The sequence below is a fragment of the Commensalibacter nepenthis genome (assembly GCF_029953305.1).
Taxonomy (GTDB): domain Bacteria; phylum Pseudomonadota; class Alphaproteobacteria; order Acetobacterales; family Acetobacteraceae; genus Commensalibacter; species Commensalibacter nepenthis.
On record NZ_JASBAN010000001.1, the window covers coordinates 575,823 to 589,254 of the forward strand.

Consider the following 13,432-nt stretch of genomic DNA (forward strand, 5'->3'; position numbering starts at 1 on the left):
TAATTATTTTTGATATTTATCAGCACGTAATTCACGTGCACGAACTTGAATTTTACTGGTGATATCAGATGCCGTGTTATTTGCCACGGGCGCATCAACCCATTGTCCATTGTCTTTGACTTGACGATGAACAACAACACTGATCGAATCAGAACGCAAACGACGATCCAGAACCGAGCAAATAATTTGGAAACGCTCTGCGTTTGCTGGAACGGGTTGATACCAATCGGTAACAATTGTTCCCCCAACCGCATCGGCTGATATAAAAGGCATAAAAGACAATGTATCAACCGCAGCACGCCAAAGATAAGCATTAACGCCACCTTGTAAACTATCATCCCCACCTATTGCAGAACGATCTACACCAACCAAACGTTGGTCTGGAAATGCCAAATTTTCTTGTTTTTTGTCTTTGGAACATGCTGTAAGCCCCAAAGACAAGGCACTTGCCACCAATAAAAGTCGAGAAAACGACAATGAGGATACAAAATTCATAGTTTATGGCGCTCCACTATTCCCAAATCAGTGACCTGACGTTGATGGTTTTCAACAAAAACGTTACAATAATATTGCCGTTTGTTATACAGAGTTTATATTAATTTTTAAATCTTTATTCTTGATATTACGTTTTTTTTCTTGTTAAAAAAAGCGTTTTTACCGTTTTACGGATCTGATCTGGATGTAAATCATGTTTTTGGGCAACAGATTCACAAATCTGGGCATCTGGAATCACAAAAATAATTTTATTATCCAATAATTGACCCACTTGCACTTTGACCTCACCCCAAGGGGTTAATACCAACTCTTCGTAATGGATTAAATCTTCGTAATGTTCTGTATGCCAATGCACCGTATGTAACGGGATTTGAGAAAATAAATGATAACGTATCGCCACTGCATCCTCAGGTAAAGAAATAACTGTCAATTTTTCCGTAACCTGATGAGTCGATGAGACAATAGGTTGTGTATAAATTAATTGCGCGGCTCTTTCATAAAGCTCCTGTTGCAATTTATTAATTTGTTCAGGTCGTAAATCTGTAAATTCTGCCTCGGTTACAATAACCTCATGATTAACATTTTGCTTTTTCCCGCCATCAATATGCCCGATACAGACTCTTAAAAAATTAGGCAAATTGTCATATTCTATTCTGCCTGCACCATATCCAATATTAGTAATGCATACGGGCGGATAAGGTGCAAAACTGACTTTTAATGCTTTCAGCAATGCTGCACAGGTTGAGGTCAACAGCTCTTTTTGAGGCCCTTCTGAAAAAATAGAGGCTTTATCCCCTAGCAACTTTAAAGTCGCAGGTGTTGGAACTGGTAGAGATCCTTGGGGATATTTCAACATCCCTGACCCTACATTCAAAGGCGATACATACCATTGGTCAATATTTAACCAATCACAACCAACACAACACAACGTAACCGTCACAACTGTATTTAATGCTCTGACTTCATGAAAATAGATTTCTTCTATAGGTAATGCCCGCACCTCTGCCTCTGCCTGAGCAAGAAACGTAAAGGTATCTATCGCCAATTCTTTTGCTCTTTCCGATATAGACGCATTGGAAATCAACGCAATAATCGTACTCAACAACTTTAAATTTTCAGGTGATTCATGTCGTTCTAGAAAAATAGGCAGTTCATAATAAGGGGTTGATTCCAAATCAATATCTGCTGAAACCAAACTGACATGTGCTTTGGTCGTTTCGATCATGTTACGCTTGATATGCATTAAATCCAAACGCGCGCCAATATCCAATGCGTCCACCGCTTCATATAATATTTCCGCAGGCACACCCGCATCCACCAACGCCCCAATAAATCGACTGCTGCTCATCCCTGCAAAACAATCCAGATACGCAATTTTCACAAAATTATTCTTTCGTAAGTCACTTTATGTATTCAGCCTGTTGAGTATACTGTGATTGATGAGGAAACAAAAGACTAATGTCCTCTGAGCGATTGTAACGATTTTTTGACCTCTTTCCAGAATAAATCACGCTTTAATTTTGGCACGGCACCAAATTTAGGTTGTGGGCAGTTATATCCAAAAGTCGTTGCGAAAGGAACAACCGCACCATTTTTTAAGTAAAGATTATAAAGCTCTCTGGATTTAGCATAGGCGAATTGAGAGTCATCCACAGTACCTAACAACCTACGTGAATATGATGATTCTGTACCATCAACCACAGATACTCCATAATGATAAGATGTTTTCTGCATCCAACCATTCGCATGACATAATAATGCTGCATAGGCTTGTGATTGGTGCGGAATTAAGTTTGCGGCATATAAAGCATCTTCGACTGCCAAATAACGATAATGAAAACGATGATTAGGAATAGGCCAAGAAGCCCCTGTTCTGACTTGCTCTGCTGGTACGCTCCATGGTTTGTTATTAGGATCATTAACAGGACCAATCATCTGACCAATCCCTTCTGGATATGTTCCAGGATTTTGATCTGGATATCCAAAAGTCCCCATTAACTCCATCCCATGTTGATGTAATATCGTTGCAGCATTCCATGCAGCCTTGGCACGATCAGTTGCCCAAAAACTTTTACGCATATCTGTTGTTGCTTTGATATAAGATTGCTCTATTTGAACATGTTTAGGTGTATCTTTACAATTTGCATCACCAATCTGAACAAAATACGGGGCTGCTTCTTGTAAACGCCCTTCTCTCATCAATCGACGAGCTAATAAATGACGTAAAAGTATAGGGCTACCTTTTAAACTATACCCACTATCAAAACTATACCTTATATTATATTCATAATCGGAAGTTTCAGCAGCATTTTGATCGACATAATCTTCCTCAACATCTCTATTACATACCGCTTTTGGATCCTTGGGAACTTGTGTGTGACTATTTACAAACTGCCGCAATTCGTCGGGCGTTAACACATTTTCTGCAAGATATACAATATCCCCCCAATAAATATCTCTTACTGGCCATAATTCTTCCAAAGCCTGAACAAAATTTCCTTGAGACAAAGTTAAAACAGCACGTTCACCTTGGACACGTTGTTTACTGCGCGTCTGTAAACTTTCATCATTAAAATGGCTGATGGCTTGATGGTAATAGTCTTGAGCCTTTTTCTTATCGCCTTTTCTTAAAGCAATCTTAGCCAAAATCCATGCATCAAGAGCCTTTTGATTTCTGTTCCAGTCATATTCTGCAAAGGACTCCGCCCTTTCCATATCGTTATTTTGATAGGCAAAAGCAGCCAACGATCCCATATCCTCAAAATCACTTTTGGGGTCTAACCCAACTTGTAAAAAGGCATTTAGTATATTTGGGATTTGAGGTTTAGAACGAACCATATAATCATCTTCGTACGTTAAGACATAAGCCAATAATAGCTTACGCATCAAAGAATTCCGAACAGCTTGCTCTAAGAGTAACTTAGCATCATGATTATCAGGATTGCTTAACCCTCTTAAAATCACAATGATAGAGTTCAGCCCACCATCATCCCCCAATTTGACTTGTTTGAGATAAAAATCCACAGCCCTTTGAAGTTGTAAGAAACTATCTTCTTTTAAAGAACCAACCTTCCAAAGAACCGCACCATCTTCTGGATAACTGCGCGTGCCAATCTGATCCAAGATCACTCCTGCCGCCTCGCCATACGCATCGATCCCCAAATGTAAAGGATCAGGCGCACCGTGTGCCACTAAATAAGCCGTACTATTAAAGGATTGAACCGCATCCTCAAAATGCCCTAACTCTTTTTCAATACGCCCAAGGGTATATTTGGCGCAAACTTGTTGGGCTGGGTTGCTGTTATAGGCTAACATTGAAAACGCAGAATAGGCATCTTCCCATTGTTTATTATGAAATAAGATTGCTGCTTTTTTATAGGCTTCGTCTGTGTTGGGGCAAGTCGTTTGACCAATATATGGATCATTGATATTACTCGCAGAATATAAATTCTTCTTTTCTTCTGCCGTCACAACACCAAGATTTTTTACTTTCTGAGAAAAACTGTCAGTCGCTGGCAAATCGAGCAACGTTTGTTTACGATTATCCAATAGCTGCCACGGAAAATACGGAGCACAAGCAATCGCCAATGTCGATGTTAATGCAGTCACTCCGACACAATACAGCATAATTCTGACAGACCGCTTCATTTAACGATTTTCCTTTATCATTAAGCATACTAAGAAAAAACATACTGACATAAAATTAACTGTTAATACACAGGGAATTCGCGAACAACTATAGAATTTAATCCTCTATAGCTCATATCAAACGTAACAAATTCAGAAACCATAAAAATAATTGCCTTGATATTATTTTATATCACTCAATTCATTCCAAACCCTTTACCTATGATATGAACGCAATATTCAACTTCTATCGCGCGATAATTTTGCTATCTTTCTTTTTTATACTCTGCATCATATAATTTTCCTCGGTAATATATTGTTGTAATATTTTAGGCGTTTTTTCATCAGCACTCGCCAGTAATGCTTTGGAATAATAGGATTTTGCTGTATCAATATCACCTTTTTTATAAGCAATTTTCGCCAGCACCCATGCTGCCAAAGGATCTGTTTGTTGAGAGACATTCCAACGAAATTGTGCAAATTGATGTGCTTTAGCCAAGTCATTATTTTGAAAAGCTAAGGCTGCAAGGTAACCTTCTGTTCCACCAATATCAACATTGGTACCATCGATTGTTTTAATAATAAAATTTTCAATATAAATCCGGATCTTAGGATCAGAAATATAATAAATGCCTTTTTGTGCATTAAATAAATAAGCCCACAAAATATCCCTAATTCGATCAGTATAGAGTGCATCTTTTAACAAAACTGGTGCATTGGGGTTATCAGGATCAGTAATTCCTGTAAAAACCGCGGAAATCGAATCAATCGCTTTATCATGCCCTAATGTTACTTGAGTTGTATAATAATCTATGATTTTTTCGAATAAATCTTGACTATTCTCATGTATTTCCATCCCTTCATAACCAAGAATAGAGGTCGCCTCATACGATGATGGTGGATTTTCTTTGTAAGGGCCGACCTTCCAAATGACGATCCCTTTATCAGACAGGCTGCGAGTTCCAATTTGATCCAACATCGCCCCTGCACTTTCCCCCAACGCATCAATACCCAAATGCAAAGGATCAGGATAGGCTTTATCGGCAACCAATTTGTATGTTTTTACAAATAAACGACTGGCTTTTGCGTGGTTCCCTAGTTGATTTTCGACTTGCCCTAATTTGAAACTGACACAGACTTGTTGAGGTTCAGAACCTGTGCCAATTAATGCGGTAAATGCTGTTTGTGCTTGTGTCCATTGTTGCTTTTTATATAATTCTAACGCTTGTTGATAAGCAACATCTGTTTGAGGGCATGTACGATCTTTGTTTAATAAAGATAGATAGTTGACTGATAGTAATCTCTTTTTTTGTTGTTGCCCCTTACTGTTCTCGTAATCATGATTATGACGTGTTATTGCATCAGAAAGATCGGCAAAAGGTCGAATAATCGTTAAATTAGATAATTGCTGTTCGGAAAACACAGGACGCGCCAGTGAGGCGTTAGAAAAAAGTCCTATTCCCAAACCGATAATCGTAATGAAAAAGCTATTTTGTTGTCGCATAAATTTAAAACAATAAAGGTTACATAAGCAAAGTATTACTTTGTAAATTCAATTTTTACATGTCAATATATTTCTTTTATAGATATCAACGGTAATGCCGTTCTTAATCTGGACAGCCACATCATTACATTACAAAATGTCTCTGTATTTAATCTGAATGTTAATCAATTTTTTGTATTAAATTCTAAATAAATCATTCAGGAAGATACTATGTGTATCAGTCTGAATATCAATTCTGCAACTTTCGTGATTTACCGATTTCGGCTTTCAACATATTATATTTGCTGATCAAAAATACATCATATGAATACCATCATTAATTTTATTCTTATCATGGTCTAATGTTTAAAATTATAATAAACTCCGTCGTTTAAGAAAATATTTTAATCATTAGGATTTAACCATGCAAAGCTTAACATCAATGTTGGATTGGATTTATTCCCATAAAATCGTATTTTCTTTATTATCCATCGTGTTGATGTTGTTTTCTGGATTTATTGCATCAATTATTTGTAAATATTTTCTATTAAGCATTGTTCGCCAGTTTATTCTACACAAAAACAGCAGCAGTGATGATCAAAAGAAAGATATCCGTATTACGGAACGCTTGGCTCATATTGCGCCTGTTATTACTGTATATTTTATGTCCTTATGGATCCAAGGTTTACCCCCGGGTTTAGTCGAGGCCATTCATACAATTTGTGCCGTGATATTAATCATCAATATCACGATATTAATCAACGAATTGCTGGATATGACCAAAGATGCATACGCCAAAAAACATGGTGCTAAATCTGGGTCTATCAAAGGATATATCCAAATTGGTAAGATTGTTATTTCTTCAGTTGCGGTCATATTAATTGTTGCTACGTTGTCTAATAAATCCCCAATCATTATCATCTCTAGTTTAGGTGCAATCGCAGCCGTATTAATGTTAGTGTTTCAACATACATTGATTTCATTGGTTGCTAATATTCAAGTATCCTCTTCGAATGTTATTCGTCTAGGGGACTGGATTGAAATGCCTGTTGTGAATATTAGTGGCGAAGTCACCGATATTGCATTACATACAATTACTATAAGGAACTGGGATAATACCATTTCACAAGTCCCTACCAAGAATTTCATCACCGAGACTTATACAAACTGGCAACCCATGTTTGAATCAGGCGGTCGCAGAATTAAACGCAGCTTTTTTGTCGATCAATCCAGTATTATTTTTTTTAACAAAGAGTTACTCAACAGTTTGCAATCTTATGATGGCGAAATTGTCGATAATATTAAAACTCACATAACAACAAAAATTGCTTTGCCCCAATATCAAAATATTACCAATCTGGGATTATATCGCAGCTTTATTCTTGAATATTTAAAAGCCCGCGAAGATATTTGCAAAGATATGTATATTGTTGTTCGGCAACTTAGCCCCACTTCTGAAGGACTACCGATTGAGATTTATTGTTTTACCTCAAATGTGTTTTGGAACGAATATGAAGAAACGCAGTCAGAAATTTTTGAATTTATGTATGCCACCACAACCTTTTTTAAACTGGGTGTTTATCAAAAACCTTCGGGAATTGATATTCAAAAATCCTCTTCAATACAAGCCAATAGCTCATCTGATTTAAATTAGCTCATAAAACAAGCATCTTATCCTTTATAAACCAAAAGTCAGTTCTTGAATGTATGGTCTAATAATTTTGATTTTATGTTATACCTAAAGGGCTCTGCTATTAAATTAGAAAGCATTGAATAGTTAAATAGTTGGATCGTGAAAATCGACAAAATCATCATAAAAAAGTAAATGAGCTATTGTCATATTTTTAATACAAATCATAAAATTATGAATAATATATATTATTAGGAGCATATTTCTACTTTAATAATAAAGCAATTATGAATAGGGCTGTTCTATTATTATTTTAACATATATATCGCAATGATTTAGATATGGATCAAAATGCATCTGTTCAACTTATTGGAACTGCCAACCACAATGCTGAAACCTTTTACCTTCTTGCAACCAACAACACATACAGAATTGATTAATAATGTTACTATCGAGGATAGCGATACCAACCTAACCCTAGGTGATGATAATTATCATATGGTCTTTGGTAATGGGTAATAATACTTTGATACTAAATGATAACTCCTGTAATTCAAGCTGATTAAAACAAAAAACAGCTTGAATACAAAGAGTTAACCTTGCAAATAGAGGAATAATCTATTCCTGTTTTATATATCCCTTTTGCTATCTTTTAGACTGCTTTAGACTATATCAAATTCGGTCAATATTATTTATATATTGACTGAAAAAGAATATGATTATTCCTACTCATGAAAGAGACTTATTGAGGAATTAACACATAATCAATTATGTCATTATATCCACCAGATTGTCCCGCACCAACATAAGCATTACCGTTAAGATTTGTATTTTTATATAAAATACCAGAAATATAAGGCGTAAAAGTTAAATTATCTGCTTCAATATCAAAGGTTTTTGCTAGATTAGAATCACAACTTTGTGTTTCCGCATTGAAAACTGTATTACCTGGACATGTATATATTTCTCCAAACATACTTATAAGTGCAATTTTATATCTTTTATTTGCAGTAAATACATAGTTAGGAGGTAATAAATCACGAATAGGTAATTTTTTTCCAATCGGAATTTTAACAGTATGCCTTACAAGACCACTGATGTTGCCATTACCATTGCCATTCCCACCATTACCATTGCCATTGCCATTGCCACCATTACCATTACCACCATTGCCATTATTATTATCGCGACCAACTAGCTCGATAGAATATAATGTAACAGTAGATGGCTTTGCACCAGTATCAGTAATTTTCAAAACACCACCAGCAAAATAGGTTTGAATAGAGGATGAAACTTCTGATGCGGTCATGCGATCCAGACGAGTACCTTCAATCACTCTGTATGCCGTTAGTTTAAAGCTGGTATAACCACTGGATATATTATTAATTTGAAAGCCAACACCCGTATTGCTTTGGGTATAGGTTCTGGCTCTTGCTTTTAAATAACCATAAGTTGGTAATTGTGAAACAACCGTTTTTTGTGTCACAGTATTATCAAAAGTTACGGTACTTGGATCAACGCCACCAAACCAATGTTCGATACTCCAACTATCATTTAATTGATTAACCGTTCTGTTGGTATCTAAATAATGTTGCTTGTAATTATATTTTGTAACAGTTCCAGAAACGAAACTCATATCAACCTGATAATTTGCTGCAATAATATTAATTTTATTGCCAGCATCATTTTGCGCAGCCAGCGTTGCCAATCCAGTATTAAACTGATTATCATGGCTTAGAATATTTGGGGTCTCATGCATTCTGCTGAATAAATGAAAGCCTTGCGCAGCACATGTACAAAAATTCTTATTTCTTGAATCAGCTGGATTTGACACATCGTTAAACAATCCAAAAGAACTTGCATCACCACGATAATAATAGGCTTTATCTGTTTTACAATATTGCATAAAAATTAAAGCAGATGTCAAATAAGCCGCATTTGTTGCTGATTGAACATTGGAAAGAATATTCACCCTACCAAAAGGAGAAGAATTCCATTCTGTACAAATACTTTCAATATTGCTATACCCATATTTATTCAAAGCAGTTTGAATCGAGTTTCCAATATCAATAAAATTTTGTGGATCCGCAGTTAAATTAGCATAAAAGTGCCAAGACAAAAAGTCGATAGGAGTACCTGTCCTGCGACAATAATTTAACAAACCATCAATATAAGCACCACCTGGATTATAACCATTGGCCACACCACAACCACCAACTTTGGCATCTGGGTCAATAGATTTAATCATACGTGCAATTTTGGAATAAAATTCATAATAAACCTGTGCATTATTGTTATTCCAAAAGAATGTTAAATCAGGTTCATTCCAAATTTCCCAATAAGTCACTTTTCTGGGCAATCCAATCGATTGATAATTCAGAGAATAACGTTTGACGAGCTCTCCTACCAAAGTAGTATAAATATCAAAATTCTCAGGAATTTCATATCCACCATCTAGTGTACGTCCAACACGAAACATAACTTGTCGTTGAATATTATTTGGATTAACAGACGCATTATTGTCCAAAATACGTTTAATATAACTGTCAGTTGGTTTGTAATTGACATTTTTCATCGCAAGATTAAGGTTATTAGCCCTCATCCCTGCTGCTGCATAAGGGAAAATTGTTCTTTTATTTCCATATTCTGCAATAAATGTTTTTGCTTTTTCTTGTGAATCTCTTGGCACATTAAGCATTAATTGGTTTTGATTACTTAATCTGTTGGCAACAAAACCATCATCAATGTCGCCGATCCCAAAAATATCATGTAAACGAACATGAGTAATACCCATTTGATTAAATTGATCTTCTAAATCTGGAAAACCTGGCGCAACAGAAATAGGTGAACCATTGACCCCACCTACGTCTTTAATTTTACCGCCTTTTCCAGCCGAAGTATTAATTTTGCTTTTATTAATATTAACTAAGAATACCATTTAAAATACCTAAAAAATTTATAATTAAAAAAAATCTTTATTATAAATAATCAAATTAATAATAAATATAAATTGAAAATATATTGATAAAGATATAATTATTATAACATATTTTTTTATAACTTACATAATTAATATTTATTATTATAAAATAATTTTTAATACATTATAAATTCGAATAAGTAATAATAAAAAACTAGTTGTGGGAATTGATCACGTTGTTTACACTAATATTCCATATCACTGTAAACAACGTGATCAATTCCCACAGTTAAAGGATATGAAACCATCCTCTAGATAAAAAAAGGTCTTGGCTTTAAACGAACATGGACAATCAACGAACAAATAAAGCTCATTCCAAACATATTCGGTCTAAATAATAGAACACCTATCTAAACTATCTAACGTTATAGATTAAGTGCAGCATAACCAGCTATTTGCGATAAGACCAAAAAAAAAGAGCCCAACCCCGTTGGGTTGAACTCGAATATATAAATTGAATAAAATGAATGTTTAGTCAATTAGCCATTAAGGATTAAGGGAATAATGCACCTCGCCTTTCTTCTCGTCAATAGGAAAATTATAGTCATAAGCAAGATTAAAACAGAACGTATATCCCAAGTAAAATACAACAATGGTGATATCCATTACAAAGGCCGCAATCAAGCTTATTCCCAAATACCATGCGACCACTGGAACGAGGGAAATCGTTAGTCCCACTTCAAACAAAATTGCATGAAATACACGAATAATCACGTTTTTTTCGGTTGTACCACGGAAATAAAACATAATTTTATCAAAGGATACATTGTAAACGAAATTCCAAATGGTTGAAACCAGTGATGAAGCAATTGCAACAATACTCATTTCTGTAATCGGTTGGTTGAATAGTAATACACCAACGGGTATAAATAAAAATAGTCCAATTATCTCATAAGAAACCGCATGCCGAACTCTATCTCGGAAGGTACGCATTTAAAAATACTCTTTTTTAGTTCAATATTCTTCTTTTTTAACAAATCAATTACTAAGGCTGTATTTTATTTATTTAGGTTTAATTTTTTTTCTTCTTTTTACGCTGTTATTACTTGTATTCAACTATATCTGCTTTGGTTTTAGAAATAAACAACAACAAATCGCTCATAGTGCTTCAATTTTGAAACACACTACATTGAGATAAACACAATTTATTGTAAAATTAAAGGATTAACTTTTTGATAAAAAGAGACCCTTTTACCTTACAACCACCTATTTTCGAAAGGAATCTAGATATAAAAGAGCAAGTAATGATTGCGACTGAATCTAAGGGAATAATCACGCAACGATACCTCAAATGATGCAAATTGACCAAAAATAAATTGATACTGGAACAATCTAATAAATAAGAAATCTATTCATAATAATGTTAGAGGAAACAATGAACTCTGTAATCATATTACTGCTAAAAGGCGAGACGCTTTTGTTAGAAACCAAATAAAAAATAAAAACTATATCGCTTGGTTTGAATTATCGCTACAAAATCATTTAAAACCAGCCTATCCTCTGCGAACAGAAAATTATGCAATGATAGGATATTCTAAATATCCAAACTCTCTGTCCCATTAAACAAGCCCAATTTAAATATCGTGACTCTTCATTTCTACGATCCGATATTGAGAATGAATTCGATCCCTCTTATGAACATGTTGGTCAATATTTTTATTTAAATTCTATGGATGAATTGATGAAATATTTGAACCATCACAAATTAAACCTTGGTGAGTTTGTGCCTGCAAACCAAGTGAGCAATTATCCTTTATAACTATTCAGCACAAAAAACGGTTTCTTTCTCTTTGACTGGAAAAATAAAATCATAAGCAATGTTGAAAAAGAACGCATAGACCAAATAAAAAACCATAATCCCCACATCCATAATCAATGCATTGACAAAGCTAATATTTAAATACCAAGCAATAAAAGGCATTGTTACCAAGGTCAACCCAACCTCAAACAGGATCGTATGAATAACACGAATAAATAAACTCTTTTTCACGTACCCACGAAAGAACAATAAAATTTTATCAAACCCTAGATTATAAAGAAAATTCCAAATAGTCGCCGCTAAAGAGGAAAAAATACCAATCACCCCCATATCGGTTACTGAATGATGAAATATCCATACAGAACAAGGAATGAATAAAACCAACCCCAAAATCTCAAACAGGATTGCATGACGAACTCTATCCCAAAAGCTGCGCATTTATTACTCTTTTTATTTCCATATTGTGGTTTACTTTTATCCAGCCAACCATATATGCTTTACTTTTAGATGTAAATATTAACAATTAATCCTTGGCAGTTCATTCATGAAACATATGAATTGGGATAACCTTAGAATTCTAGTCATCGTTGCACGTTCTAAAACGTTGCGTCGTGCAGCACAAAAAACAGGAATCAGCCCCGCGACTTTGTCTCGTCGTATTGACGATCTGGAACAAGAGTTGGGCGTAAAACTGATTGAACGTGTACAAGCAGGATGTATCCCCACCCCAGCAGGCGAAGAAATCATCGATTGGGCAAAGGATATGGAGGAAATTGCTTTTGAAATCGAACGCACGGTCGACCAACAAGATTTCCACGAGGTTGAGGGAACCGTCAAGATTAATGCCAACGAGTTAATCTCTTATTTCTTAACCTCGCGATTTGCAGCATTTCACAAATTACATCCCAATATAGAAATTGAAATCATTACCTCCCACCGTGCCTATAGCTTAACAAAGCTGGAAGCAGATATTGGTATTCGAACCTTTCGTCCAGAACAGGGTAATTTAATTATCCAAAAAATAGGCACCCTTTCCTATGGCTTATATTGTGGACAGGATTATTACAAAGAACATAAAGCAAATATTCAAAAACAAAATTGGAGCAAACTCGATTTTGTTGGTTTTGACGAAGTGCGCTCTCACTTTGAAACCGAGAAATGGCTGCGATCCTTACCCAAAGCCCCCACGCCATGGATGCGATGCAGCTACGCTCTGGGGATATTTGATGGGATTACGCATAATAATGGGCTGGGTGTCTTGGATACATTTGTAGGCACAGAAATCCCTAGTCTCTTACACCCTGTGATACCGCATATTCCAGAACTAGACCAAGAGATATGGCTCTCTATTCACAGTGGTTTACGATCTAGTGCAAGGATCAAAGCTGTTAAAAATTATATTAGCGAACTTTTTACTAAAAAATGAGACCATTAAATGACTGACTCATGGTCTTGTCG

General features: G+C 35.3%; 10 protein-coding genes. 3 read left to right on the top strand and 7 right to left on the bottom strand.

Annotated features, from left to right (window positions below; translation table 11 throughout):
- Positions 1-3: 3 nt before the first annotated feature.
- The 4 genes from QJV33_RS02620 to QJV33_RS02635 all read right to left on the bottom strand — a co-directional run bounded on the left by QJV33_RS02620 (position 4) and on the right by QJV33_RS02635 (position 5,626).
- Positions 4-495, bottom strand: coding sequence for a DUF3576 domain-containing protein (locus tag QJV33_RS02620; RefSeq protein WP_281461858.1), 492 nt, complete (start codon positions 493-495; stop codon positions 4-6).
- A 127-nt stretch (positions 496-622) separates the two neighbouring features.
- On the bottom strand, positions 623-1,876 hold the full coding sequence (gene larC / locus QJV33_RS02625) for a nickel pincer cofactor biosynthesis protein LarC (RefSeq protein ID WP_281461859.1): 1,254 nt from the start codon (positions 1,874-1,876) through the stop codon (positions 623-625).
- Between the two features lie 74 nt (positions 1,877-1,950).
- Positions 1,951-4,143 carry a tetratricopeptide repeat protein gene (locus QJV33_RS02630; protein ID WP_281461860.1) on the bottom strand — a complete coding sequence of 731 codons (2,193 nt, stop codon included), beginning with the start codon at positions 4,141-4,143 and terminating at the stop codon, positions 1,951-1,953.
- Positions 4,144-4,369: 226 nt separating this feature from the next.
- Positions 4,370-5,626, bottom strand: coding sequence for a tetratricopeptide repeat protein (locus QJV33_RS02635; RefSeq protein WP_281461861.1), 1,257 nt, complete (start codon positions 5,624-5,626; stop codon positions 4,370-4,372).
- Positions 5,627-6,029: 403 nt separating this feature from the next.
- Between QJV33_RS02635 and QJV33_RS02640 the strand changes: the two genes are divergently transcribed.
- Positions 6,030-7,259 (top strand): mechanosensitive ion channel family protein, encoded by a 1,230-nt coding sequence (locus QJV33_RS02640; RefSeq protein WP_281461862.1) that lies wholly within the window; start codon positions 6,030-6,032, stop codon positions 7,257-7,259.
- Between the two features lie 327 nt (positions 7,260-7,586).
- Positions 7,587-7,754 carry a hypothetical protein gene (locus QJV33_RS02645; RefSeq protein ID WP_281461863.1) on the top strand — a complete coding sequence of 56 codons (168 nt, stop codon included), beginning with the start codon at positions 7,587-7,589 and terminating at the stop codon, positions 7,752-7,754.
- Positions 7,755-7,977: 223 nt separating this feature from the next.
- On the opposite strand, the gene QJV33_RS02650 is transcribed toward QJV33_RS02645, so the two are convergent.
- The 3 genes from QJV33_RS02650 to QJV33_RS02660 form a co-directional block, all read right to left on the bottom strand.
- Positions 7,978-10,173: a GH39 family glycosyl hydrolase gene (locus tag QJV33_RS02650; protein ID WP_281461864.1), complete on the bottom strand. Its 2,196-nt coding sequence runs from the start codon at positions 10,171-10,173 to the stop codon at positions 7,978-7,980.
- 528 nt (positions 10,174-10,701) lie between these two features.
- Positions 10,702-11,148, bottom strand: a complete 447-nt coding sequence (locus QJV33_RS02655) for a PACE efflux transporter (RefSeq protein ID WP_281461865.1) — start codon at positions 11,146-11,148, stop codon at positions 10,702-10,704.
- A gap of 826 nt (positions 11,149-11,974) precedes the next feature.
- On the bottom strand, positions 11,975-12,412 hold the full coding sequence (locus QJV33_RS02660; protein WP_281461866.1) for a PACE efflux transporter: 438 nt from the start codon (positions 12,410-12,412) through the stop codon (positions 11,975-11,977).
- Between the two features lie 106 nt (positions 12,413-12,518).
- Here QJV33_RS02660 and QJV33_RS02665 point away from each other — a divergent pair, with 106 nt between their 5' ends.
- Complete coding sequence (locus QJV33_RS02665) at positions 12,519-13,400, top strand: LysR family transcriptional regulator (RefSeq protein WP_281461867.1); 882 nt, start codon at positions 12,519-12,521, stop codon at positions 13,398-13,400.
- Positions 13,401-13,432: the final 32 nt, after the last annotated feature.